This window comes from Kineococcus gynurae (assembly GCF_042433995.1).
Classification (GTDB): Bacteria; Actinomycetota; Actinomycetes; order Actinomycetales; family Kineococcaceae; genus Kineococcus; species Kineococcus gynurae.
In genome coordinates, this window is record NZ_JBHLUI010000010.1 from 191,254 (window position 1) to 215,967 (window position 24,714).

Annotated in this window: 21 protein-coding genes; 20 read left to right on the forward strand and 1 reads right to left on the reverse strand. The window is 74.0% G+C overall.

Translation table 11 applies throughout. The features are described from left to right. The first annotated feature begins 96 nt into the window (after positions 1–96). From ACFFKU_RS14575 to ACFFKU_RS14665, 19 genes are all read left to right on the forward strand, one after another. On the forward strand, positions 97–1,320 hold the full coding sequence (locus ACFFKU_RS14575) for a glycosyltransferase family 4 protein (RefSeq protein WP_380139024.1): 1,224 nt from the start codon (positions 97–99) through the stop codon (positions 1,318–1,320). 204 nt (positions 1,321–1,524) lie between these two features. Then, positions 1,525–2,337, forward strand: coding sequence for a glucose-1-phosphate cytidylyltransferase (gene rfbF, locus ACFFKU_RS14580; RefSeq protein ID WP_380139026.1), 813 nt, complete (start codon positions 1,525–1,527; stop codon positions 2,335–2,337). Between the two features lie 48 nt (positions 2,338–2,385). Continuing rightward, entirely contained in the window at positions 2,386–3,429 is a 1,044-nt protein-coding gene (locus tag ACFFKU_RS14585) for an NAD-dependent epimerase/dehydratase family protein (RefSeq protein ID WP_380139028.1), read from the forward strand. Beyond that, the gene (gene rfbC / locus ACFFKU_RS14590; RefSeq protein ID WP_380139030.1) at positions 3,429–3,983 is read left to right on the forward strand and encodes a dTDP-4-dehydrorhamnose 3,5-epimerase; all 555 of its coding nucleotides are present in this window, start codon (positions 3,429–3,431) and stop codon (positions 3,981–3,983) included. The genes ACFFKU_RS14585 and rfbC overlap by 1 nt, the downstream gene beginning before the upstream one ends. After that, positions 3,980–5,269 (forward strand): NAD(P)H-dependent oxidoreductase, encoded by a 1,290-nt coding sequence (locus tag ACFFKU_RS14595; RefSeq protein WP_380139032.1) that lies wholly within the window; start codon positions 3,980–3,982, stop codon positions 5,267–5,269. The genes rfbC and ACFFKU_RS14595 overlap by 4 nt, the downstream gene beginning before the upstream one ends. Before the next feature lie 99 nt (positions 5,270–5,368). After that, the gene (locus ACFFKU_RS14600) at positions 5,369–6,292 is read left to right on the forward strand and encodes a Rossmann-like and DUF2520 domain-containing protein (protein WP_380139034.1); all 924 of its coding nucleotides are present in this window, start codon (positions 5,369–5,371) and stop codon (positions 6,290–6,292) included. Next, positions 6,289–7,140: a pantoate--beta-alanine ligase gene (gene panC, locus ACFFKU_RS14605; RefSeq protein WP_380139035.1), complete on the forward strand. Its 852-nt coding sequence runs from the start codon at positions 6,289–6,291 to the stop codon at positions 7,138–7,140. Before ACFFKU_RS14600 ends, panC begins: the two co-directional genes overlap by 4 nt. 51 nt (positions 7,141–7,191) lie before the next feature. Beyond that, complete coding sequence (lysS, locus tag ACFFKU_RS14610; RefSeq protein WP_380139355.1) at positions 7,192–8,724, forward strand: lysine--tRNA ligase; 1,533 nt, start codon at positions 7,192–7,194, stop codon at positions 8,722–8,724. A gap of 44 nt (positions 8,725–8,768) precedes the next feature. Continuing rightward, positions 8,769–8,942: a hypothetical protein gene (locus tag ACFFKU_RS14615; protein WP_380139036.1), complete on the forward strand. Its 174-nt coding sequence runs from the start codon at positions 8,769–8,771 to the stop codon at positions 8,940–8,942. 78 nt (positions 8,943–9,020) lie between these two features. Next, positions 9,021–9,365, forward strand: coding sequence for a histone-like nucleoid-structuring protein Lsr2 (locus ACFFKU_RS14620; RefSeq protein WP_380139037.1), 345 nt, complete (start codon positions 9,021–9,023; stop codon positions 9,363–9,365). Positions 9,366–9,491: 126 nt separating this feature from the next. Then, positions 9,492–10,475 (forward strand): ATP-binding cassette domain-containing protein, encoded by a 984-nt coding sequence (locus ACFFKU_RS14625; protein ID WP_380139039.1) that lies wholly within the window; start codon positions 9,492–9,494, stop codon positions 10,473–10,475. Then, positions 10,472–11,299, forward strand: a complete 828-nt coding sequence (locus ACFFKU_RS14630) for an ABC-2 transporter permease (RefSeq protein WP_380139040.1) — start codon at positions 10,472–10,474, stop codon at positions 11,297–11,299. Before ACFFKU_RS14625 ends, ACFFKU_RS14630 begins: the two co-directional genes overlap by 4 nt. A gap of 170 nt (positions 11,300–11,469) precedes the next feature. Further along, positions 11,470–12,924 (forward strand): FAD-binding protein, encoded by a 1,455-nt coding sequence (locus ACFFKU_RS14635; protein WP_380139042.1) that lies wholly within the window; start codon positions 11,470–11,472, stop codon positions 12,922–12,924. Positions 12,925–12,964: 40 nt separating this feature from the next. After that, positions 12,965–16,507, forward strand: a complete 3,543-nt coding sequence (locus ACFFKU_RS14640) for an ATP-binding protein (protein WP_380139043.1) — start codon at positions 12,965–12,967, stop codon at positions 16,505–16,507. 132 nt (positions 16,508–16,639) lie between these two features. Beyond that, entirely contained in the window at positions 16,640–18,052 is a 1,413-nt protein-coding gene (locus ACFFKU_RS14645; protein WP_380139044.1) for an FAD-binding oxidoreductase, read from the forward strand. A 139-nt stretch (positions 18,053–18,191) separates the two neighbouring features. Beyond that, positions 18,192–19,055 (forward strand): oxygenase MpaB family protein, encoded by an 864-nt coding sequence (locus tag ACFFKU_RS14650; RefSeq protein ID WP_380139045.1) that lies wholly within the window; start codon positions 18,192–18,194, stop codon positions 19,053–19,055. Between the two features lie 133 nt (positions 19,056–19,188). Continuing rightward, positions 19,189–21,690: an ATP-dependent Clp protease ATP-binding subunit gene (locus tag ACFFKU_RS14655; protein ID WP_380139046.1), complete on the forward strand. Its 2,502-nt coding sequence runs from the start codon at positions 19,189–19,191 to the stop codon at positions 21,688–21,690. A 107-nt stretch (positions 21,691–21,797) separates the two neighbouring features. Continuing rightward, on the forward strand, positions 21,798–22,394 hold the full coding sequence (locus tag ACFFKU_RS14660) for an amino-acid N-acetyltransferase (RefSeq protein WP_380139047.1): 597 nt from the start codon (positions 21,798–21,800) through the stop codon (positions 22,392–22,394). Between the two features lie 23 nt (positions 22,395–22,417). Further along, positions 22,418–22,894 (forward strand): gluconokinase, encoded by a 477-nt coding sequence (locus ACFFKU_RS14665; protein WP_380139357.1) that lies wholly within the window; start codon positions 22,418–22,420, stop codon positions 22,892–22,894. A gap of 1 nt (position 22,895) precedes the next feature. Here the strand turns inward: ACFFKU_RS14665 and ACFFKU_RS14670 are convergent, their stop codons facing one another. Next, positions 22,896–23,816 carry an iron-sulfur binding domain-containing protein gene (locus ACFFKU_RS14670; protein ID WP_380139048.1) on the reverse strand — a complete coding sequence of 307 codons (921 nt, stop codon included), beginning with the start codon at positions 23,814–23,816 and terminating at the stop codon, positions 22,896–22,898. Between the two features lie 192 nt (positions 23,817–24,008). Here ACFFKU_RS14670 and ACFFKU_RS14675 point away from each other — a divergent pair, with 192 nt between their 5' ends. Beyond that, on the forward strand, positions 24,009–24,710 hold the full coding sequence (locus tag ACFFKU_RS14675; protein ID WP_380139049.1) for a hypothetical protein: 702 nt from the start codon (positions 24,009–24,011) through the stop codon (positions 24,708–24,710). Positions 24,711–24,714 lie beyond the last annotated feature (4 nt).

Below are 24,714 nucleotides of genomic sequence, written 5' to 3' on the forward strand. Positions count from 1 at the left end.
GTAACGAGGCGACGGGGCCGGGGATGAGCCCCCGATGGGGTGAGCGACGGGGTCGGGGGGCCGGTAGGAGGCCCCGGCTGGGGGAGACTAGGGCCCGTGGCCGACCAGACGACCGACCCCGCGACCGCCCCCGGCCCCCGGACGGGAGGTGGGCCGGACGGGCGTCCGACCGGTGGCCGCGCCCGCGCCTGGGTGCTGCTCAAGCAGCTCCCGGCACGGGCCGACTCGGGCGGGCGGCAGCGCTCGCGCGCGGCCCTCGACGCCTACGCCGCGGTGTTCGACGAGGTGCACGTGGTCGGGTTCGACCGCTGGCCCACCTGGCGCGAGGACCTCCCGCCGCACGTGCAGGTGCACGAGATCGACGCCCCGCGGCCCACCCCGGGTGCGGTCCTGCGGTCCTCGGTCTTCGCTGGCAAGTGGTACTCCCCGGAGATCGCCGCCCTGCTCTCCGCCGAGGTCCGTGGTCTCGACGTCCTGCACGTCGACTTCCCGCAGATGGCGGTCAACGTCCCGGCCGACGTGCGGATCGACGTGCTCGACCTGCACAACATCGAGGCCGACCTGCTGCGACGGCGGCTGCGCACCGAGCACGGCCTCCTCGGGCGCCTGCTCGCCCCCGAGGTCGCGCGGTTCGCCCGGTTCGAGCTGTCGGCCGCGCGCCGGGCCGTGCACGTCACCGCGTGCAGCCGCCTCGACCAGGAGGTCCTGCGGGAGGCGGGTGTCCCGAGCACGTTCGTACCCAACGGCGTCGTCGTGCCCGAGCAGCCCGCGCCGCCGGCGCCGGGCGAGGGGCGCGCGATCTTCGTCGGCGCGATGGACTACGGCCCCAACAAGGCCGCCCTGCGCTGGTTCCTCGACGAGGTCTGGCCCAGGGTGCGGGTCGCGGCGCCGCAGGCCCGGTTCACGGCCGTCGGGCGTGGTCTGGCCGGGAGCCACCCCCGGCCCGCGGGGGAACCGGAGGGGGCGGAGTTCGCCTCCGACGTGGATTCGCTGGACCCCTACTACGCCGCGGCCGACGTCTGCGTGGTCCCGCTGCTCTCCGGGGGCGGGACGAAGATCAAGCTGGTCGAGGCCATGACCCGCGGCCGGGCCGTGGTGACCACGAGCCTCGGGCTGGAGGGGCTGGAGGAGCACCGCGACGTGGTCCGCGTCGCGGACGGGGCCGAGGCGTTCGCGACCGCCCTGGCCGGGCTGCTGACCGACCCGGCGACGGCCCGGGAACTGGGTGCGGCGGCCCGGGAACGGACCGCCACGTTCTCGTGGGAGTCGTCCATGGAAGCGCTGCGTGACCTGCTGCAAAAGATCCGTCACCAAATGTGAGTTTCCCGTGGAAGGGGCCCCCTAACGGGCTACGTTCACAGTCAGTGACGAGTTGCCTGTAGTAGCCTCGCGGTCGCAGCACGACGGGAACGGTGGCGTCGATTCGTGGGGGGTCCACACGCCACCGGGGGAGTTTCCGTCCGCAGCCGGCCGACCCCCACGAGCCGACGGTCGCACCAACGTCTGAGTGAGGGAAGCCAACAGATGAGCGCATCCACGCCCGTGTCCGAGATCCCGGTCGTCATCCTCTGCGGGGGCATGGGGACCCGGCTCCGCGAGGCGAGCGAGAAGCTGCCCAAGCCGCTCGTCGACATCGGTGGCCGTCCCATCGTGTGGCACATCATGAAGCTCTACAGCAGCTACGGGTTCCGGAAGTTCGTGCTCTGCCTCGGTTACAAGAGCGACATGATCAAGCGGTACTTCCTGGACTACCGGATCAACGCCGGCGACTTCACCCTCAACCCCTCCTCGCACGAGGCCCCCACCTTCCACACCTCCGGGGTGCAGGAGGACTGGGAGATCACCTTCGTCGAGACCGGGCTGACCACCGCGACCGCGGCCCGGATCAAGCGCGTCTCCCAGCACCTCGACGCCGACACGTTCTGCCTCACCTACGGCGACGGGATCGGCGACGTCGACATCGCGAAGACGCTGGCCGACCACGCCGCCGGTGACCGGATGGCGACCGTCACCGCGGTCCACCCCTCCAGCCGCTACGGCGAGATGCACGTCGACGGCGACGCCGTCGTGGAGTTCAACGAGAAGCCGACCCTGGCCGACGGGTGGGTCAACGGCGGGTTCTTCGTCTTCGACCGCGAGTTCGTCGACAAGTACCTCGACGACGACCCCGAGGTCATGCTCGAGTCCGCTCCGCTGCAGCGCGTCGCGCGCGACGGCCAGCTCACCCTGTCCTCGCACGAGGGCTACTGGCTCGGCATGGACACCTTCCGTGACTGGACCGAGCTGAACAAGCTCTGGGACTCCGGCCAGGCGCCGTGGAAGAAGTGGGAAGACTGAGTCGTCGCGCCCGCCTGCTCACCGGTCGAAACTAGGAGATAACGCACCGTGAAGATCGTCGTGACCGGGACCGAGGGTTACCTCGGCTGCCTGCTCGCCCCCACCCTCGTCGAGTCCGGGCACTCCGTGCTCGGGGTGGACACCGGCTACTACAAGCACGGTTGGCTCTACAACGGCGTGACCGCCACCGTGGAGACGCTGGCCAAGGACATCCGGCACATCACCGAGCAGGACCTGGCCGGGGCCGACGCCGTCGTGCACATGGCCGAGCTGTCCAACGACCCGCTCGGGGAACTGATCCCGGACGTCACCTACACCGTGAACCACCTGGGGTCGGTGCGGCTGGCCGAGATGGCCAAGAAGGCCGGCGTCTCGCGCTTCGTCTACATGTCGAGCTGCTCCGTCTACGGGGTGGCCGAGGACACCGTCGACGAGACCTCGGCGGTGAACCCGCAGACCGCCTACGCCGAGTGCAAGGCGATGGTCGAGCGCGACCTCGCGCCCATGGCCGACGACGACTTCTCGCCGACGTTCATGCGCAACGCCACCGCCTACGGCGCCTCGCCGCGGCAGCGTTTCGACATCGTGCTCAACAACCTCACCGGTCTGGCCTTCACCACCGGCAAGATCGCGATGACCTCCGACGGTTCGCCCTGGCGCCCGCTGGTCCACGGCCTGGACATCGCCAAGTCGATCCGCGCCGTCCTGGACGCCCCGCGCGAGCTGGTGCACAACCAGATCTTCAACGTGGGCGACTCCAAGCAGGTCTACCGCGTCCGCGAGATCGCCGAGGCCGTCGGCCGCGCGCTGCCCGAGGCCGAGATCACCTTCGGTCAGGCCAACGGCGACAACCGCAGCTACAAGGTGAACTTCGACAAGATCCACTCCACGCTGCCGGGCTTCGCCTGCGACTGGGACGCCGACAAGGGCGCCACCCAGCTCGTCGAGGTGTTCAAGGCCATCGACCTCGACACCGAGACCTTCACCGGTCGCGGCCACACGCGGTTGAAGCAGCTGGAGTACCTCATCAAGACGGGACAGCTCGACTCCGACCTGTTCTGGAGCAGCAAGCCGACCACCGGGATCGCCTGATGAAGTTCATCACCACGCCCATCGAGGGCGTCGCCATCCTCGAGCTGGAGGAGCGCAGCGACGACCGCGGGTTCTTCGCCCGGTCGTTCTGCCGCCAGGAGTTCCTCGACCACGGGCTGCTGCCCGCCGTCGAGCAGTGCAACATCTCCTTCAACCACGCGGCGGGCACGCTGCGCGGGATGCATTACCAGATCGACCCGGCGCCGGAGGCCAAGCTGGTGCGCTGCACCCGCGGGGCGATCCAGGACATCATCGTCGACCTGCGGCCCGGGTCCCCGACCCGTTTCCAGCACGTCGCCGTCGAGCTGAGCGCCGAGAACCGTCGCTCGTTCTACGTCCCGCCGTACTTCGCCCACGGTTACCTGACCCTGACCGACGGGGCCGAGGTCACCTACCAGGTCTCGCAGGCCTACACCCCCGGTGTCGAGCGCGGGCTGCGCTGGAACGATCCCGACCTCGCGCTGCCGTGGGCCCGCGACGTGGCCGAGATCAGCGACAAGGACGCGAGCTGGACCCTGCTCGCCGACGGCGCCGTGGGGGAGACCCTCACGTGATCATCGTCGACAAGGCGCTGCAGCAGCGTCAGGCCGACGGGCACCCGATCAAGGTCGCCCTCGTCGGCGCCGGGTTCATGGGTCGCGGGTTCGTGAACCAGGTCGTGAACTCCGTGCCCGGCATGGAGCTCGTCGCCATCGCCAACCGCACGGTCGCCAAGGCCCGTCGCGCGTTCGAGGAGGCCGGCGTGACCGGCGTCGTCGAGGCCGACGACGTCGCCGGCGTCGAGAAGGCCATCGCCGCCGGGACCCCGGTCGTGTCCGCCTCCTACGAGGCCGTCGTCGACGCGGGCCAGGTGGACGCGGTCGTCGAGGCGACCGGGAACACCGAGTACGGCGCCCACGTCGTCATCCGGGCGATCGAGGCGGGCAAGCACATCGTGCTGCTGAACGCCGAGGTCGACGGCACCGCCGGTCTCGCCCTGCGCAAGCGGGCCGAGAAGGCCGGCGTGATCTACACCGGTTGCGACGGCGACCAGCCCGGCGTGCAGATGAACCTGCTGCGGTTCGTGAAGTCCATCGGCCTCACCCCGCTGGTCTCGGGCAACATCAAGGGCCTGCAGGACGAGTACCGCAACCCCACCACCCAGGAGGGGTTCGCCAGGCAGTGGGGGCAGGACCCCTACATGGTCACGAGTTTCGCCGACGGCACGAAGGTCTCCTTCGAGCAGGCGCTGGTCGCCAACGCGGTCGGGTTCTCGGTCGAGAAGCGCGGCATGCGCGGGGCCGACCACCGCGGTCACGTCGACGAGCTGACCCAGCTGTACGACGTCGACGCGCTCAAGGAGCTCGGCGGGGTCGTGGACTACGTGGTCGGGTCCAAGCCCGGCCCCGGTGTCTACGTCCTGGGGACGCACGACGACCCCAAGCAGCAGCACTACCTGAACCTGTACAAGCTCGGCACCGGGCCGCTGTACTCGTTCTACACGCCCTACCACCTGTGCCACTTCGAGGTGCCGCTGACCGTGGCCCGCGCGGTGCTGTTCGCCGACGCGGCGATCGTGCCGAGCGACCGGGTCACCGTCGAGGTGGTCACCACGGCCAAGACCGACCTGGCCGCGGGCAAGGAGATCGACCGCCTCGGCGGGTACGACTCCTACGGCGTGTGCGAGCGCTACGACGTCACGAAGGCGCAGAACCTGCTGCCCATGGGGGTCGCCGAGGGCTGCGTCCTCAAGAAAGACGTGACGAAGGACCAGGTCCTGACCTACGACGACGTGATCCTGCCCGGGGGGCGGTTGATCGACGCCCTGCGCGTCGAGCAGGCCGCGATCCTCGGGGCCTGATCCCGGACGGCTCGTTCGCGGAACCCCGGTCGGGTGGACGGAGACGTCCGCCCTGACCGGGGTTCCTGCGTCGTGGGGGGTTCCCGGTAGTTTCCTCGGGTGAGTTCCGCCGGACGTCTGGACGTGGCCGTCGTCGGGGCCGGGCGGGTCGGTCCGGTCCTGGGCGCCGCGCTGCGGGCCGGCGGGCACCGGGTCGTCGGGGTCGCCGCCCGCTCGCGGGCCGGGGCCGACCGGGTCGGCGCGCTGCTGCCCGACGTGCCCTGGATCGAGGTGGAGGAGGCGTTCGCCGCCGACCTCGTCCTGCTCGCGGTCCCCGACGACGTGCTCGGCCCCCTCGTCGCCCGGTACGCCCCGCACGTGCGGGCCGGGCAGCTCCTCGTGCACACCTGCGGGTTGCACGGTCTCGACGTCCTCGCCCCCGCCGCGCAGCGGGGGGCCCTGCCGCTGGCCCTGCACCCGGCGATGACCTTCACCGGGACCTCCCTGGACCGCGAACGCCTGCACGGGGCCGTGGTCGCGGTCACCGCCCCGGCGGTCCTGCACCCGGTCGCGGACTCGCTGGTCCGGGAGTGGGGGGCGACCCCGGTGCCGGTGGCCGAGACCGACCGGGCGCTCTACCACGCGGCCCTCGCCCACGGGGCGAACCACCTCGTCACCCTGGTGACCCAGGCGCTGGACGCCGCCCGGGCCGTGGTCGGCGAGGCCGCCCCGGACCTGCTGCGCCCGTTGCTGAGCGCGGCCCTGGACAACGCGCTGACGTCCCCGACGACCGCGCTGACCGGCCCCGTCGCCCGCGGGGACGTGGGCACCGTGGTGCGCCACCTCGACGTGCTCGAGGCCCGGGCCGGGACCGACACCGCCCTCGTCTACGCCACCCTGGCCGCCGTGGCCGCCCGCCGCGCCGCCGACGACGACCGGTTGGCCCCCGAGGTGGCGCAACGCCTGCAGGACGCGGTGCGGTCCCCCGCCGCGACCCCCGCCCCGTCCGCGACGACCGACCCGACCGGAGGAGAACTCCCGTGACCGACCCCCGCCTGGTGCGCACCCGGGCCGAGCTGGCCGAGGTCCGGGCCGCGCTGCCCGGGCCCGTCGCCGTCGTGATGACCATGGGCGCGCTGCACCCCGGGCACGCCCGCCTGCTCACCGAGGCCCGCCGGGACAACGCCTCGGTGGTCCTCACGGTCTTCCTGAACCCCCTGCAGTTCGGACCGAACGAGGACCTGGCCCGCTACCCCCGCACGCTGGACGCCGACCTCGAACTGGCCGCGGCCGCGGGGGCCGACGTCGTGTTCGCCCCGGGGCCGGACGTCGTCTACCCCGACGGCGACCCGCTGGTGCGGGTCAGCGCCGGGCCGCTGGGCGAGGTGCTGGAGGGGGCCAGCCGGCCCGGGCACTTCGACGGGGTGCTGACCGTCGTGGCGAAACTGCTGAACCTGGTCCGCCCCGAGCGGGCCTACTTCGGGCAGAAGGACGCCCAGCAGCTGCTGCTGGTGCGGCGCATGGTGCGCGACCTCGACCTCGGCGTCGACGTGGTGGCCGTGCCCACGGTCCGCGAGGACGACGGACTGGCGCTGTCCTCGCGCAACCGCTACCTGAGCCCGTTCGACCGCGAGGTCGCGCTGGTGCTGAACCGGGCGTTGTCGGCCGGGTCGGCCGCCGGCCCCGAGGGGCCGAGCGCGGTGCGGCGCGCCGCCCGCGACGTCCTGCGGGCCGAACCGGCCGCCCGGGTGGACTACCTGGCCCTGGTCGACCCGGTGACGTTGGCCGACGTGCCGGAGCACTTCCGCGGCGAGGCGTTGCTCGCGCTGGCCGCGCGGGTCGGGCCCACCCGCCTGATCGACAACGCCCCGGTGGTCGTCGGCCGGCCCTGAGCCCGCCGTTAACCTTTCGTCGTGGACGCCGAGCAGAACCAGCCGACCGACCTGACGACCGCGCAGAACCCCGTCGAGAACCCCGACGCGACGGCGGCGGAGGAGTTCGACGACCTCCCCGAGCAGGTCCGGGTGCGGCGCGACAAGCGCGACCGTCTGCTGGCCGAGGGCATCGAGGCCTACCCGGTCTCGGTGCCGCGCACGCACTCCCTGGCCGAGGTGCGTTCGGGCTGGGCGCAGCTGGAGACCGGGGTCGAGACCGACGACCTCGTCGGGGTCACCGGTCGGGTGGTCTACCTGCGCGGCACCGGGAAACTCGTCTTCGCCACCCTGCAGGAGGGCGACGGGACCCGCCTGCAGGCCATGCTGTCGCGCGACGGCGTGGGCGAGGAGGCGCTGGCCCGGTGGAAGTCCTTCGTGGACCTCGGCGACCACGTGTTCGTGCACGGCCGGGTGATCTCCTCCCGGCGCGGTGAGCTGTCCGTCCTGGCCGACTCCTTCCAGATCGCCAGCAAGGCGTTGCGGCCGCTGCCCGTCCTGCACCGGGAACTCTCCGAGGAATCCCGGGTCCGGCAGCGTTACGTCGACCTCATCGTGCGGGAATCGGCGCGCAGCACCGTGAGGGCCCGTTCGGCGGTGATGCGGTCGGTGCGCGCCACGCTGGAGGGTCGCGGTTTCCTCGAGGTCGAGACCCCGATGCTGCAGACCCTGCACGGCGGGGCCGCCGCCCGTCCTTTCGTGACGCACTCCAACGCCTTCGACACCGACCTCTACCTGCGCATCGCGCCGGAATTGTTCCTGAAACGCTGCGTGGTCGGCGGTATCGAGCGGGTCTTCGAGATCAACCGCAACTTCCGCAACGAAGGGGCCGACTCCACGCATTCACCGGAGTTCGCGATGCTCGAGGCCTACGAGGCGTGGGGCGACTACGACACCATCGCCGACCTGACCCGTGACCTCGTCCAGGACGCGGCCCGGTCGGCCTTCGGGTCCCTCGTCGTGACGCTCGCCGACGGCAGCGAGTACGACCTCTCCGGTTCCTGGGACTCGGTCAGCATGTACCCGGCCCTGTCGGCGGCGCTCGGGGAGGAGGTCACCCCGCAGACGTCCGTGGCTCGCCTGCGCGAGCTCGCCGCCCGCGTCGAGATGCCCGTCGACGAGGTCCGCTGGGGCCACGGCAAGCTGGTCGAGGAGCTCTTCGAGCACCTGGTGACCCGGACCCTGCACGCCCCCACGTTCGTGCGCGACTTCCCGGTGGAGACGTCCCCGTTGACCCGTTCGCACCGCAGCATCCCCGGTGTCGTGGAGAAGTGGGACCTCTACGTGCGGGGCTTCGAGCTGGCGACGGGGTACTCCGAGCTGGTGGACCCGGTGGTGCAGCGGGAGCGCTTCGAGGAGCAGGCCCGGCTCGGCGCCCTCGGCGACGAGGAGGCCATGCGGATCGACGAGGACTTCCTGCGCGCCCAGGAGCACGCGATGCCGCCCTCGGGCGGGATGGGCATGGGGATCGACCGGCTGCTCATGGCGCTGACCGGTCTGGGAATCCGCGAGACCATCCTGTTCCCGTTGGTCAAGCAGCGCTGAACGGCCCCGGCGGGGGCGGGGGCGGGGCGACGTAAACTGCTCCCGTGGACGTCCTCGCCGCTCTCCTCCCCTCGACGGGGTTGCTGGTCCTTTTCGTCATCCTCGTCCGGTCGATCCTGCACGCCGACCGCCGGGAGCGCGCGGCCCTCGCCCGGACCCGCTCCGAACGGGTCGCGAAAAGCGAAGAAGCGCCCGGTCCGACCGAGAAGCCTTTTTGACAGAGAGCCTTTCCTGGGTCACGATCCCCACGTCGGCGGATTCGCCGGACATTCAGACCGTGGTGGAAGGTGCTGTTCATGGCGCAGAAAGTCCAGGTCCTTCTCGTCGACGACATCGACGGCGGTGACGCGGACGAGACCCTCACGTTCGCGCTCGACGGCGTCAATTACGAGATCGACCTCTCCGAGGAGCACGCCACCGCGTTGCGCGAGGCCCTCGGGCACTGGGTGGGGCACGCCCGCAAGGTCGGCGGCCGGGGTGCCGCCCGTCGTCCCGCGCCGGCCCCCCGCGCGGCCCGGCCCGCCGGCTCGGACAACGACACGGGCGCCGTGCGCGCCTGGGCCAAGGAGCAGGGCCTGAAGGTCTCCGACCGCGGTCGGATCTCCGCGGAGGTCCTGCAGGCCTACGCCGCCGCCCACTGAGGGAACTCTCGGCCGATGCGGGTCGCTCCGTCGGGATGACCGACGGAGCACCCCGCGGCCGATGACCGGGGGCCGCGCGCCCACCCACGCTGGGGTCATGGCAGACATCAGCGAGAGGAGCCGGTCGTGATCGAGGCGATGGGCCTGCGCAAGACGTACGGCCGCAAGGTGGCCGTGCACGACCTCAGCTTCACCGTCCGACCCGGCATCGTCACCGGGTTCCTGGGCCCCAACGGGTCGGGCAAGTCGACGACGATGCGGATGATCCTCGGCCTGGACCGTCCCACCGCGGGCAGCGTCCTGGTCGACGGCCGGCCGTTCGCGCGGCACGAGGCCCCCCTCTCGTCCCTGGGGGCGCTGCTGGACGCCAAGGCCGTGCACACCGGTCGCAGCGCCGAGAAGCACCTGCGGGCCATGGCCGCGACCGCCGGCATCCCCCGGTCCCGGGTGGCCGAGGTCGTCGAGCTGGTCGGGCTGCAGGACGTCGCCAAGCGGCGGGCGGGCGGGTTCTCCCTCGGGATGGGGCAACGGCTCGGCATCGCCTCCGCCCTGCTGGGCAACCCCTCGACCGTGATGTTCGACGAGCCCGTCAACGGTCTGGACCCCGACGGGATCCTCTGGATCCGCAACCTCATGAAGAGCCTCGCCCGGGAGGGGCGCGCGGTCTTCGTCTCCAGCCACCTCATGAGCGAGATGGCGCTGACCGCCGAGCACCTCGTGGTCATCGGCCGGGGCCGCCTCATCGCCGACGAGGGCGTGCAGACCTTCATCGACCGGGTCCGGCCCCGCGGGGTCACCGTCCGCAGCCCGCAGGTCGAGCAGCTGACCGAGCTGGTCCACACCGCCGGCGGGACCATCTCGGCCACCCCGGAGGGCGCCTTCGACGTCCGCGGCCTCACCGCCGAGCAGATCGGCGACGGCGCGCTGACCGCCGGGATCGCGCTGCACGAGCTGACCACCGTGCGGGCCTCGTTGGAGGAGGCCTTCATGGAGCTGACCGCCGACGCCGTGGAGTACGCGGCGCACGGCACCACCACCCCCGGGTCGGCCCCCGGCGTCGCGTCCGGCCCGACCACCGACCCCCGCACCCTGCAGGAGGTGGCCCGATGAGCGTGCTCGAGAAGGACGCCCGGCCCCGCTACGTCCCCACCCAACGGCGCACGACCTTCGCGGGTCTGCTGCGCTCGGAGTGGATCAAGTTCACCAGCGTCCGGTCGTTGACCCTCACCACCGCCGTCGCGGCGGTGCTGGTCGTCGGGCTCGGGGTGCTGCTGTCCTGGGGGGTGGGCTCGCAGCTCGGCTCCATCCCCGAGGGCGCGCCCGCCCCCGACACGCTGTCCATCTCCATGGCCGGCGCGCAGATGGCGACCCTGGTCCTCGCCGCGGTCGGCGTGATCGTCGTGGCGGGGGAGTACTCGACCGGCATGGTGCGCACGTCGTTCGCGATCGCCCCCGCCCGGCTGCCCGTCGTCGCGGCCAAGGCGATCGTGCTCGCCCTCGTCGTCACCGTCGTGGGTGCGGTCTCGGTCCTGCTCGCGTTCCTGGGCGGGCAGGCGATCCTCGACTCCTACGGTGCCGGGCACTCCCTGACCGACGACGGCGTGGTGGCCGCCCTCGCCGGGACGGTCGGCTCGCTGGTCGGCTGCGCGCTGGCCGGGATGGGGCTCGGGCTGATCCTGCGCAACACCGCCGGGGCGATCTGCACGGTCCTCGCGGCGATCTTCGTCGTCCCCCTCGTCCTGATGCTCGTGCCCGAGAGCTGGGGCGGGGACACCATCCGGGAGTACTGGTTCTCCAACGCCATGACCAACGCGCAGTCGCTGGTCGAGCAGTCCGGGTACCTGCCCGCCGGCGAGGGCGTGCTGGTCTTCGCGGTCTGGGTGCTGGCCCTCCTGGGGATCGGGTCGGTCCTGGTCAAGCGCCGGGACGTGTGACGGCACGGGTGACGCGACGGCGGACGCGCCGGGTGGGGCGCTGACCTGCCCGGCAAGTCCGCACCACGTCGACCGCAAGCGCCGCGCAAGCCGCGGCGGGCACCGTCGGTGACGTCTCGAGGCGCTCTCCCGAGCGCCATGACCGAGCCCGACCCGACGGAGGAACTCCCGTGAACCACCTCTCCCGCGCCCAGGTCCTGCGACTGGCGCTCGCCGGCCTCGGGGCCGGCGTGCTGCCGGCGGGCGCGTCGCCCGCCCTGGCCGCATCCCGGACGGCCGCGGCCGACCCGACCACTCCGACCGCGGCCCTCGGTGCGCTGCGCGCCTCCTGCCCGGGCCGGGTGCTCCTGCCGGGCACCCCCGCCTACACGGCGGAGGTCGCCGGGTTCCAGACGGCGGTCACCGCTGCCCCGGCCCTCGTCGTCCGGGCCGTCCGCCCCGCCGACGTCGCGGCGGCCGTCGTCTTCGCGCGGGCGACGGGCCGTCGGGTGAGCGTGCAGGCCACCGGGCACGGTCTGGACTCCGACCTGCGCGGGACGGTGCTCGTCTCCACCCGGGCCCTGACCGGGGTGAGGGTCGACGCCGTCGCCCGCACCGCGACGGTGGGCGCCGGGGTGCGGTGGCGGGAGGTGATGGATGCGGCCGCCGCGTACGGGCTGGCCCCCCTGGTCGGCTCCTCCTCCGCGGTCGGCGCAGTCGGTTACAGCCTCGGGGGTGGCACGGGGCTGCTCTCCCGGCAGTACGGCTGGGCCGCCGACCAGGTCCGGCGCCTGCAGGTCGTCACCGGCGAGGGGCGGCTCCGGACCGCCGACGCCTGCAACGAGCGGGCCCTCTTCCAGGCGCTCCGCGGCGGGAAGTTCGGTCTGGGGGTCGTGACGTCGGCGACGGTCGGGCTGGTGCCGGTGACCCGCCTGCGGGGCGGGACGCTGTTCTACCCCGGCGAGAGCGCCGGCGCGGTGCTGCGGGCCTGGCGGACGTGGGCCCCGACCCTGCCCCGCGAGGCCGCCACCTCGGTGGCCCTGCAGAACCTCCCGCCGTTGCCCCAGCTGCCGGAGCCGTTGCGCGGCAAGTCGGTCGTGGCCCTGCGCTGGTCGCACACCGGTGACCCCGCCGCCGCCGACGCGCTCCTCGCCCCCGCCCGCGGCTGGGCGCCGCTGCTGCTCGACACCGTCGGTGAGCTGCCCTGGACCGCCATGGACGCCGTCCACGGCGATCCGACCGACCCGACCCCCTCGACGCACCGCGGGACCGGGCTGCGCGAGCTGACGACCGAGGCGGTCGACGCCCTCGTGGCGGCCGCCGGGCCCGGCAGCGGGTCCCCGCTGGCCTCGGTCGAGCTGCGTCTCATGGGCGGGGCGCTCGCCGGGCCCCCGCGGGTGCCGGACATGGTGCTCGGGCGGGGGGCGGCGTTCTCCCTCTTCGCGCTCGGCGTGCTGGCGGGTCCGGCGGCCGGTCAGGTCCCCGCCGCGCTGGACCGGGTCATGGGCGCGGCGAGCCCGTGGTCCTGCCCGGGCCCGCTCAACCTGGCCGACCCCGGTCGTCACGACGACCTGCGCAGTCCGGCCCAGCGTCGCGACCTCGACCGCGTGCGGCGCTCCGTGGACCCGGACGGGATCTTCCGCTGATCGACCGACCGCGGCCGGATCGAGCCCTAGGGTTCCTGGGGTGTCGACGTCCCTCGTCCCCCGGGCCCGGTGCGGTGTCCTGGGCCCGGTGGAGGTGGGGGGCGGGCGGGTGGACCTCGGCCCGCCCAAGCAGCGGGCGGTCCTGGGGGCCCTCCTGCTGGAACCGGGTGAGGTGGTCTCCACCGACCGGTTGCTCACCGCCGTCTGGGGCGAGACCCCGCCGGCGCGGGCCCTGGCCGGCCTCCAGGCCTACGTCTCCAACCTGCGTCGGGTGCTGCGGGGGACCGCGCTCGTGGAGCGCCGTGCCCCCGGGTACCGGCTGCGGGTCGAGGACGGCGACGTGGACGTGGACCTGTTCCGCTCCGCGCTGGACCGGGCCCGGGCGGCGGCCCGCGGACGCGGCTGGCACGGGGCGCTGGCCGCGGCGACGGCGGCGGAGCAGCTGTGGCGCGGTCCGCTGCTGGCCGACCAGCCGGACCTGGCCCGGCAGGACTGGGTGGTCCCGCGGGCCGTCCGGCTGACCGAGGAACGCTCGGAGGCCGCCGAGCTGCGGGTCCGGGCGCTGCTCGGGCTCGGGCGCACCACCGAGGCGCTCACCGCGGCCCGGCAGCTGGTCCTGGACCGACCGCTCTCCGACGGTGCGACCTGGCTGCTCGTGCTGGCCCTGCACCGCTCGGGCCGGACCGCGGAGGCCCTGGAGGCCCACCGGGAGCACGCCCGGGCCCTGGGCGAGGAGCTCGGCATCGACCCCGGCCCCGAGCTGCGCCAGCTCCAGGTCCAGCTGCTCACCCAGGATCCCGAGCTGGACTCCTGGCCCGGACCGGCGAGCGACGGCCCGCTCGCCCGGTCCGGCCCCGGTGCGGGCGACGTCGTGCTCGGCGACGGTGAGGCGGCCGACGACGGGGCCGACGACGGGGCCGACGACGACCCGGTCGCGGACGACGCGGACACGGCCAACGCCCCCGCGTCCCCCGAGGTCGCTCGTGCAGCGGTGACCGGGGCGGTCGACACCGTGGCACCCGGTCATGCCGACGCGGCCCTGGTCGGGCGGGCGGGGGAGACCGAGGTGCTGGCCGGTCTCGTCGCCGACGTGCGGCAGGGGCGCGCCCGCTGGCTGGTGCTCACCGGACCGCCGGGCATCGGCAAGACGCGGCTCGCGGAGGAGGCGGGCGCCCGTCTGCTCGCCGCGGGGGGCCGCGAGATCTGGGCGCGCTGCCCGGAGGAGGAGTCGGTCCCCTCCTGGTGGCCGTGGCGGCAGGTGCTGCGCAGCCTCGGCAGCGACCCCGACACGGTGCTCGTGCCCCCGCCGGAGGCCGGGGCCGACGCCGCCCGGTTCACCGTCTACGAGCGCGTGCTCCAGGAGCTGCGGCGGGCGGCCGAGGACGGGCCCGTCGCGGTCGTCGTCGACGACGTCCAGTGGGCCGACCCGGTCTCGCTGCGCTGCCTGGCCCACCTGGCCCGGGAGCTGCGCCACGCCGCCGTCCTGCTCGTCCTGACCCTGCGCGACGGGACCAGCTCCCCCGACCTGGACGTCCTGCTGAGCACGCTGTCGCGGGCCCGGGGCGTGCAGTCCGTGCCGGTCCCGCCCCTGGACGTCGACGCCGTCGGCGAGCTGCTCACCGGGATCGCGGGGGAGCCCGTCGCGCGCGAGCACGTGCTGGACCTGGCCGCGCGGACCGGGGGCAACCCGCTCTTCGTCTGCGAGTACGCCCGGTTGCCGCGGGCCGAGCGGGCGGGGGTGGTGCCGGCCGCGGTCCGCACCGTGCTGGGTCGCCGCCTCGCGGCGCTGTCCGCGGAGGCGCTGGTCGTGCTGCGCGTGGGAGCGGTCGCCGGGGACCTGGACCCCGAGGTGCTGGCCCGGGCGCTGGGCACCGACGTCGACGCCGTCCTCGACGCCCTCGACGCCGCCGCCGACGAGCACCTGCTCAGCGCCGAGCGCGACGGCGCCAGCTTCGCCTTCGCCCACCCCCTGCTGCGCGAGCAGGTGCTGGCCGAGCTGTCGGCCCCGCGTCGCCGGCGGTTGCACGGACTGCTCGCGGAGGCGCTGGGCGGGGTGGCGGGCCCCGGTCCGGGCGGGGCCCTGCAGCGCTGGGCCGAGCACCTGGTGGCCGCCCAACCCCTCGTGGACGCCCGCCTGGTGGTGGACGCCTGCCGGCGGGCCGCGGCGGACGCCGACGAGCGCTGGGACGCCGAGACGGCCGCCCGCCGGCTCGAGCAGGCGCTCACCGCCCTCGACCGCCTGCCCGGTTCCCCCGAGCGCGAGGACGAACGTGACGACCTGCTGACCAGACGGGTCTTCGCGCTGGCCCGGGCCGGGCGGGGGCAGACCGTCTACGAGGTGGTCGGCGCGGCGCTCGAGCGTGCCGCCCGTGAGGGGCGGGCGCGGACCATCGGGCGGCTCGCCGCCGGGCTGCTGCGCAGCAGCGGGGCCTGGCCGTGGTCGGTCTACGGGCGTGACCCCGGGGTGCTGCTGGCCCGGTTGGAGGCGGTGCAACCCGTGGTGGACCCCGACCCCGTGGCGGCGGCGCGGGTCCTCGCCGCGCGGGCCGTCGGGGACTGCTACAACCCCGATCCGGCCGTCCCCGACGGGCTCAGCCGCCGCGCCGTGCAGATCGCGGAGGCCACCGGTGACGACGCGGCCCTGGCCGACGCGCTCACCGGTCGTGTCCTCACGTTCGTCGGGTGCGCCGCGAGCAGCGCGGAACGGGTGCGGCTGCTCGAGCGGTTGGTGTCCCTGGACCATGCCTGGTCGCCGTACGACCAGGTGCTGCGGCACAACGCGCTGACGATGGAGCTGCTGAACCTCGGTGACGCCGTCGGGGCCGCGGCCCACCTGCGCGACGGGGTCCGCGCGGGCGACCGGCTGCGGCTGCCCGCCACGCGCGTGCAGCTGCGCTGGATGGCCGCGACGCTGGCGCACTGGCGCGGCGAGCTCGACGAGGCGTCCGCCCTGGCCCGGCGGGCCAGCGAGCTGCACCGTGCCGTCGAGCTGTACGACGGGGGCACGACGGCCTACATCGGCGCCGCGATCCACCGGGACGTCGGGGACCTGGCGGCCCGGTCGGACCTGCCGGCCGGGCTGGGGGACGGGGCCGTGTGGCGGCTCGTCGCCGCCCAGGAGCGGGGCGAGCTCGACGCCGTGCGGGCCGGGCTCGCCGAGCTCGTCGACGTCGTGACCCCCTTCTGGTGGACGACGCTGGCGCACCAGGTCCTGCTGGCCCACGCGGCGGCCGAGGTGGGCGACCGGTCCGCGGCGAGCACCCTGCTGGCCCGGCTCGCACCGTTCACCGGGATGCTGGCGGCGATCGGGCAGGTGGGGGTCGTCGGACCCGTGGACCTCGCCCTGGGCGAGCTGCACCTGACCCTCGGTGACGAGGAGCGGGGCCGGGCCCTGGTCCGGGACGCGCTCGACCTGTGCCGACGGGAGGGCGGCCGGATCTCCGCCCTCCGCTGCCGGCTGGTGCTGGCCCGGCTGGAGCCGGCCGACCGGCGGGAGGCCCAGCTGTCGGGGATCGTCCGGGAGGCCGAGCAGCTCGGGGCCGGGGACGTGGCCCGCCGCGCGCGGTCCCTGCTGGAGGGTTGAGGGGGTCGCGCGCCGGTGTCGCGCGCCGTCCGCCAAGCGGGGTCCAAGCGCAGCGCTGAGGAGCCGCAAGCGGTTCCGCGCAGGCTGGCACCGCTTCCCGGGACGAGCCCGGGACCCCCGAGAGGACCTGCCATGACCATCGTCGACGGCCGCGCCGCGGCCCGCCTGCCCTTCCTGTCCCGGGTCCGGCGCCCGGTCTCGCCGGCGGGCCTGCGCCGTCGGGTGCGCGGGACGGTCGCCCTGCCCGGTGAACCCGGTTACGCGGCCGCCGCACCGTGGAACCGGGCGGCCGACGTGCGCCCGGCCGCCGTCGTCGCCGTGACCGGTCCCGACGACGTCGTGGAGGTGGTCCGGTTCGCGAGGCGGCAGGGCTGGACCGTCGCGGTGCAGCGCACCGGTCACGCCGGTGTCCCGGTCGGGGAACGCACGGTGCTCGTGCTCACCGAGGGCCTGGGCACGGTGACCGTCGACCCGGCACTGGGGTCCGCCCGGGTCGGTGCGGGCGTGGTGTGGGACGAGGTCCTCGCCGCCTCGTCGCCGCACGGCCTCGCCCCGCTGTGCGGCTCGGCGCCGGGGGTGGGGGTCGCCGGCATGCTCACCGGCGGGGGCCTGGGACCGGTCGCCCGGACCTACGGGGTGTCCTCGGACCGGGTCACCGCGATCGAGGTCGTCACCGGCCGCGGGGAGCTGCGGCGCGCCACCGCCACCGAGAACGCCGACCTGTTCTGGGGTCTGCGCGGCGGCAAGGCGACGCTGGGCGTGGTGACGGCGGTGGAGTTCGACCTGGTGGCGCAACCCGAGCTGTTCGGCGGGTGCGTCTGGTTCGACGGGGCGGACGCGCCGGTCGTGCTCGAGGCCTGGCGGCGGATGGCCGAGGACCTGCCCGAGGCGGGGACGACGTCGGTGGCGCTCGTGCGGCTCCCCCCGATGCCCGGCGTGCCCGAGCCGTTGGCCGGTCGGACGACCGTGGCCGTCCGGTACGCCTGGACGGGTGACGACGCGTCCGGGGCGGCCCACCTGGCCCCGGTCCTGGCCGCGGCGACCCCCGTCCTCGGTGGCGTCGCCCGGATGCCCTACACGGCCATCGGCGCCATCCACGCCGACCCGGTCGACCCGATGCCGAGCCTGGAGCACCACACCCTGCTGCACGGCCTCCCCGCCGATGCCGTCACGGCCCTGCTCGACGTGGCCGGACCCGGCTCCGACTGCCTGCAGACCGTCGTGGAGCTGCGTCGACTGGGTGGGGCCGTCGCCCGGACGCCGCAGGTGCCCAGCGCGTACTGCCACCGGGACGCGGCGTACAGCCTGCTCGCCGTCGGGGTCCCCGTGGGCCCGGCCACGGCGGCCGTCCCGGCCGACGGGGCCCGGGTCGTCGCCGCGCTCGGCCCCTGGTCGACCGGCGGCATGCTGCCGAACTTCGGGGCGGCCACCGACCCGCAGCGCCTCGAGCGGACCTACGACCCCGAGACCCGTCGCCGCCTGGCCGCGCTGGCCCAGCAGCACGACCCGAGCGGGGTCTTCCGCACCGGGTTGGCCGTGCGCTGAGCCGGTCGGTCCCGGCCGGCTTGTCCACCGGCAACCGGGGTGCGAGCGTTCCGGCGTGGCTGCGCCCGGGCGACCCCGCCTCCCCCTGACCGCCGGGTTCCCGCCCCCGCCGCCCGTCGGGCGCCCGGGCGATCCGGGGGTGACGCCCGTCGAGGGGCCCTACTGGGCGGTGACGGCCGAACGGGCGGTCCTGCTCGGCGGCACGGCGGCGATCCTGCTGCAGGTGGCCCACCCGCTGGTGGCGGCCGGGGTGGCGGGGCACTCCTCCTACGCGCTCGACCCGGCCCGGCGCCTGCTGGGGACCATGGACGCGGTGCTGACCATCGCCTTCGGGGACACCGACCAGGCGCACGCGGTCGCCCGTCGCGTCGGGGCCCAGCACGCGCGGGTCCGCGGGACGAGCGCGGAGGGGGTGCCCTACCGGGCCCAGGACCCCGAGCTGGCCCGCTGGGTCCACGCGACGTTGGTGGTCACCGGCCTGGAGGTCGCCCGGCGCTGGATCGGGCTGCGTCTCGACGACGCGGCCCGGGAGCGGTACTGGCGCGAGACCGCGCCCTTCGGGCGGTTGTTCGGGGTGCGGGCCCGCGACCTCGACACCGACTTCGCGACCTTCCACGACTGGTTCCTGCGCACCCGGGACGGTCTCGTGGTCGGTCCCACGGCCCGGGGGATCGCCGCCGACCTGCTGGCGGTGCGTACCCGCCCGCCGGTCCCGGCCGGGCCCGTGCAGCGGATGCTCGTGGCCGACCTGCTCCCGCCCCGGCTGGCCGCGGAGTTCGGCTGCGCGCCGACCCCGGCCCGGCGCCGCGCGGCCGGGGTGACGAGCGCCCTGACCCGGGCCGGGTTGCCCCTGCTGCCGGAGTCCCTGCGCTGCTTCCCGCACCGGGCGCGGGCGCGGTCGCGGATCGCGGCGGGGGAGGGCTCGGGTCCCCCCGACGGCACTACGCCCACGGCGAACGGAGTGGCGGAACACCGCAGGTCAGGCGCAGGTTGGACCTCGTGACGGGTGCCCCGGGCGGGCTCCCCCCGGCGCGGCGACGGTCGTGGGGAAGCACGTCCGTCGCACCCGGGACTAGCATCGGGATGGTCCGCTGGGGGAGCGCCCCCTGGACCCGACCACCCGCGAGGAGCGCCGCATGTTCGAGAGGTTCACCGACCGCGCCCGACGGGTCGTCGTCCTGGCCCAAGAAGAGGCCCGGATGCTCAACCACAACTACATCGGGACCGAGCACATCCTGCTCGGCCTGATCCACGAGGGCGAGGGCGTCGCGGCCAAGGCCCTGGAGTCCCTCGGCATCTCGCTGGACGCGGTCCGCGAGCAGGTCCAGGAGATCATCGGGCAGGGCCAGCAGGCCCCGTCGGGCCACATCCCCTTCACCCCGCGGGCGAAGAAGGTCCTGGAGCTGTCGCTGCGCGAGGCGCTGCAGCTCGGCCACAACTACATCGGGACCGAGCACATCCTGCTCGGCCTCATCCGCGAGGGCGAGGGCGTCGCCGCCCAGGTCCTCGTGAAGCTGGGCGCCGACCTGAACCGGGTCCGCCAGCAGGTCATCCAGCTGCTCAGCGGCTACCAGGGCAAGGAACCCGCCACCGCCGGCGGTCCCCAGGAGGGCACCCCGTCGGGTTCGCTGGTCCTCGACCAGTTCGGGCGCAACCTCACCCAGGCCGCCCGCGAGGGCAAGCTCGACCCGGTCATCGGTCGCGACCCGCAGATCGAGCGGGTCATGCAGGTGCTCTCCCGCCGCACCAAGAACAACCCGATCCTCATCGGGGAGCCGGGCGTCGGGAAGACTGCCGTCGTCGAGGGCCTCGCGCAGTCCGTCGTGCGCGGCGAGGTCCCGGAGACCCTCAAGGACAAGCAGATCTACACCCTCGACCTCGGTGCGCTGGTCGCCGGTTCCCGCTACCGCGGTGACTTCGAGGAGCGGCTGCGCAAGGTCCTCAAGGAGATCCGTACGCGCGGCGACATCATCCTGTTCATCGACGAGATCCACACCCTCGTCGGGGCCGGTGCCGCCGAGGGCGCGATCGACGCCGCCAGCATCCTCAAGCCGATGCTGGCCCGGGGTGAGCTGCAGACCATCGGGGCGACGACCCTCGACGAGTACCGCAAGCACATCGAGAAGGACCCGGCCCTGGAGCGTCGTTTCCAGCCGATCCAGGTGCCCGAGCCGAACCTCGCCCACGCCATCGAGATCCTCAAGGGGCTGCGCGACCGGTACGAGGCCCACCACCGGGTCTCGATCACCGACGCCGCCCTGGTCGCGGCGGCGACGCTGGCCGACCGCTACGTCAACGACCGCTACCTGCCGGACAAGGCGATCGACCTGATCGACGAGGCCGGGGCCCGCTTGCGCATCCGTCGGATGACCGCACCGCCGGACCTGCGCGAGTTCGACGAGCGCATCGCCGACGTGCGCCGCGACAAGGAGTCCGCGATCGACGCGCAGGACTTCGAGAAGGCCGCCTCGTTGCGCGACAACGAGAAGAAGCTGCTGGCGCAGAAGGCCGAGCGCGAGAAGCAGTGGAAGGCCGGCGACATGGACGTGATCGCCGAGGTCGACGAGGAGCTGATCGCCGAGGTCCTCGCCACCGCCACCGGCATCCCGGTCGTGCGCCTCACCGAGGAGGAGTCCTCGCGGTTGCTCAACATGGAGGCCGAGCTCCACAAGCGCGTCATCGGTCAGAACGACGCGATCAAGGCGCTCTCGCAGGCCATCCGGCGCACCCGTGCGGGTCTGAAGGACCCGAAGCGCCCCGGTGGGTCGTTCATCTTCGCCGGCCCCACCGGCGTTGGGAAGACCGAGCTCGCCAAGGCGCTCGCGGAGTTCCTCTTCGGCGAGGAGGACGCGCTCATCCAGCTCGACATGAGCGAGTTCTCCGAGAAGCACACCGTCTCGCGACTGTTCGGGTCCCCGCCCGGATACGTCGGCTACGAGGAGGGCGGGCAGCTCACCGAGAAGGTGCGCCGCAAGCCGTTCTCCGTCGTCCTCTTCGACGAGGTCGAGAAGGCGCACCCGGACATCTTCAACTCGCTGCTGCAGATCCTGGAGGACGGTCGCCTGACCGACTCCCAGGGCCGTTCGGTGGACTTCAAGAACACCGTGATCATCATGACCACCAACCTCGGGACGCGGGACATCTCCAAGGGCGTCTCCACCGGCTTCGCCGCCGGGGCGAGCTCGGGGCAGACGAACTACGACCGGATGAAGGCCAAGGTCAACGACGAGCTGAAGCAGCACTTCCGCCCGGAGTTCCTGAACCGCGTCGACGACATGGTCGTGTTCCCGCAGCTGACCCAGGAGGAGATCGTCCAGATCGTCGACCTCTTCCTGGTCCGCCTCGACAGCCGCCTGAAGGACAAGGACATGGGCATCGAGCTCACGCCCTCGGCCAAGCAGCTGCTGGCGACCAAGGGGTACGACCCGGTGCTCGGGGCCCGGCCGCTGCGCCGGACCATCCAGCGCGACATCGAGGACGTCCTGTCCGAGAAGATCCTGTTCGGCGACCTGCGCGCCGGTCAGATCGTCTCGGTGGACACCTCGGGCGAGGGTGCCGACGCCGTCTTCACCTTCGAGGGCACCGACAAGGAGGACCTCCCGGTCACCGTGCCCGTGGGCGACGGCGTGAACGACTGACGCCCGACCGCACCGATCGTCGGCCCGGTCCCCGCACGCGGGGGCCGGGCCGACGTGCGTCCGGGGTGACCTCGCCGGGGGCGCCGACGTCTGCCAGGATCGGCGGGATGTCCCCGGCACCCCTGATCCGCGTGCGCCCGGCCCGGACGAGCGACGTCCCGGCGATCCGCGCCCTGGTCGAGGGTTACGCCGTCGAGCGCATCCTGCTGGCGAAGGAACTCATCACCCTCTACGAGTCGGTGCAGGAGTTCGTCGTCGCCGACCTCGTCGACACCGACGGGGGCGACGGCTCCGACGAGGCGGCGGCCCCCGGCCCGGTCCGACTCGTGGGCTGCGGGGCGGTCCACGTGCTCTGGGAGGACCTCGCCGAGGTCCGCACGCTGGCCGTCGACCGCTCGGTGCGCGGGGCCGGCATCGGGCACCGCCTGCTGGACGCGTTGCTGCGCAAGGCCGACGACCTCGGCGTGCGCCGGTTGTTCTGCCTGACGTTCGAGACCGCGTTCTTCGCCGCGCACGGGTTCGAGGAGATCGAGGGGACGCCGGTGGCGCCGGAGGTCTACGCCGAGATGCTCCGCTCCCACGACGAGGGGGTCGCCGAGTTCCTGGACCTCGCGCGGGTCAAACCGAACACCCTGGGCAACTCGAGGATGTTGCGGATCGCGGCCCCGGTCGCTGCCGCGACCGGAACGGAGGGGACGACGTGAACGCAACCACGACGGTCGTGGTGATGGGGGTCTCCGGCAGCGGCAAGACCACCGTCGCCGAGGGCATCGCCGCCGAGCGGGGGTGGCCCTTCGCCGAGGGTGACGACTTCCACCCCGAGGCCAACGTCGAGAAGATGCGGTCGGGGCACCCGCTCACCGACGAGGACCGCTGGCCCTGGCTGCGGACCATCGCCGGCTGGATCTCGGAGCGTCAGGAGGCCGGGGAGTCGGTCGTGGTGACCTGTTCCGCGCTGCGCCGGGTCTACCGTGACCTGCTGCGTGAGCAGAACCCCTCGGTGGTGTTCTGCGAGCTCAAGGTGCCCGACGCCGTGCTCGCGGACCGGCTCGCCCACCGCCAGGGCCACTACATGCCGGCCTCGTTGCTGCGCAGCCAGCTCGACACCCTCGAGGACCTGGGCGAGGACGAGCCCGGTTTCACCGTGCTGGTCGACGGCGGTCCCGACGAGGTGCTCCGCAAGGTCCTCGCCCACCTCCCCTGACTCAGCGGGTGCGGGGGAGGGTGAAGGTGCCGTCCTCCAGGGGTTCGACCAGACCGTCGGCGACGAGGGAGTCCAGGCAGCGTTCGCGCTGGACCGGGTCGGTCGTCCAGGCCGCCTGCAGGATGTCGGGGGTCACCGGTCCGGGGGCCTCGCGCAGGACGGCCAGCAAGCGGCCCCGGACCTGACGGTCGGTCCCCGCCCAGGCCTGACCGCGGCGCGCCGGACCGGTGGAGGCGGGGCGCCCGCGCCGGGTCCACCGGCAGAGGTCGGCGATCGGGCACGCGTCGCAGCGCGGGGAACGGGCCGTGCAGACGAGGGCCCCGAGCTCCATGACGGCGATCGACCACCGGGCGGCCGTGGGCCGGTCGTCGGGGAGGACCTCCTCGGCCAGGCGGGACTCGGCCCGGGTCAGGGCGGGCGCCGGTTCCGCGTCCCCGGTCACCGCCCGGGCGAGCACCCGGCGCACGTTGGTGTCGACCACGGCGTGGCGCTGCCCGAAGGCGAAGACCGCGACCGCGGCGGCCGTGTAGACGCCGATGCCGGGCAGGGCCAGCAGGGCCGCGTGGTCGGCCGGGACCTCACCCCCGTGCTGCTCGACGATCGCCACCGCCGCCGCGTGCAGGCGCAGCGCCCGACGGGGGTAGCCGAGCCGGTCCCAGTGCCGCACCGCGTCCCCGGGCGGGGCGGCGGCCAGGTCGCCCGGCGTGGGCCAGCGCTCCATCCACTCCCGCCAGCGGGGGAGGACCCGTAGGACGGGCGTCTGCTGCAGCATGATCTCGCTGACCAGGACCCCCCAGGGAGAGACACCGGGGGTGCGCCAGGGAAGGTCGCGGGCCTGCTCCGCGTAGAAGCGCAGCACGCGCTCGTGCAGCGCGCCGATCTCGGGCGGAGGGGCGGGGGCGGGATCCGGGCGGTGGGGCATGGCGGTGGCATCGTGCCACCCCGCCGGCGCCGCTCCCAGGGAGGGCGCCCCGGACGGGTGGACCGCGAACCGTCAGGACTCGGTCACCCAGCGTGAGTCGTTGCGGGACAGTCTCGTCGGGGGCGCGCGGGCGGCCGGGAGCCTCGGCGCGCCTGCCCCGATCGTCCGGCGGGCCCGCCTAGCGTTCCCCCGGTGAGCAGCGTGCTGCATCCTGTGGGGCCCGAGGGCCGCTCCACCTACTGGCGTCGACGCGTGGTGGTGCTGGTCGTCCTCGTGGCGCTCGTCGCCGGTGTCGTGTGGGGGGTAACCGCCCTGGTCGGCGGGGGCGAGGAGGACCCGGCCGTCACCCGCCTCGACCCTACGGCGACGTCGCCGACGGTGAACGCGGGCGGCTCCCCGTCGACGCCCGCGTCGCCCGACGCGTCGCCGTCGGAGGCGGCGAGCCCCTCCGGGTCGGCGTCCGAGTCGGCGTCGGCGACCGCGGGTGCGGCCTGCCCGGCCGACGGGCTCACCTCGGCGGTGTCGACCACCGCGAGCAACTACGGCCCCCAGGCCGTCCCCCAGCTCGTGCTGAGCGTGGTCAACGCCGGGGCGGCGCCCTGCACGGTCGAGATCGGGGCGGGCAACGTCACCTTCACCGTCGCCGACTCCAGCGGGGCGCGGGTCTGGTCCAACGTGGACTGCCAGACCAGCAGCCGGATCGCCGAGGTGACGCTGCAGGCCAAGGGGTCGGACGACGACGACACCTCGGCGCGGGTGAACTGGCCGCGCACCCGCTCGGCGGCCGGGTGCCCCTCGAACCTCGCCGACGTGCCGCCGGGGGAGTACACGGTGAGCGTGACCCGGGCCGGCGTGGAGGCCGGTCGGGCGACGTTCTCGATCGCCGGCAGCTGACCCG

Bases quoted from the DNA above. Each gene is read 5' to 3' on its own strand.
- ACFFKU_RS14620 (WP_380139037.1), top strand. From the start codon at position 9,021: ATGGCGCAGAAAGTCCAGGTCCTTCTCGTCGACGACATCGACGGCGGT.
- ACFFKU_RS14660 (WP_380139047.1), top strand. From the start codon at position 21,798: ATGTCCCCGGCACCCCTGATCCGCGTGCGCCCGGCCCGGACGAGCGAC.
- ACFFKU_RS14630 (WP_380139040.1), top strand. From the start codon at position 10,472: ATGAGCGTGCTCGAGAAGGACGCCCGGCCCCGCTACGTCCCCACCCAA.
- ACFFKU_RS14670 (WP_380139048.1), bottom strand. From the start codon at position 23,816: ATGCCCCACCGCCCGGATCCCGCCCCCGCCCCTCCGCCCGAGATCGGC.
- ACFFKU_RS14655 (WP_380139046.1), top strand. From the start codon at position 19,189: ATGTTCGAGAGGTTCACCGACCGCGCCCGACGGGTCGTCGTCCTGGCC.
- rfbC (WP_380139030.1), top strand. From the start codon at position 3,429: ATGAAGTTCATCACCACGCCCATCGAGGGCGTCGCCATCCTCGAGCTG.
- ACFFKU_RS14645 (WP_380139044.1), top strand. From the start codon at position 16,640: ATGACCATCGTCGACGGCCGCGCCGCGGCCCGCCTGCCCTTCCTGTCC.
- ACFFKU_RS14665 (WP_380139357.1), top strand. From the start codon at position 22,418: ATGGGGGTCTCCGGCAGCGGCAAGACCACCGTCGCCGAGGGCATCGCC.
- rfbF (WP_380139026.1), top strand. From the start codon at position 1,525: ATGAGCGCATCCACGCCCGTGTCCGAGATCCCGGTCGTCATCCTCTGC.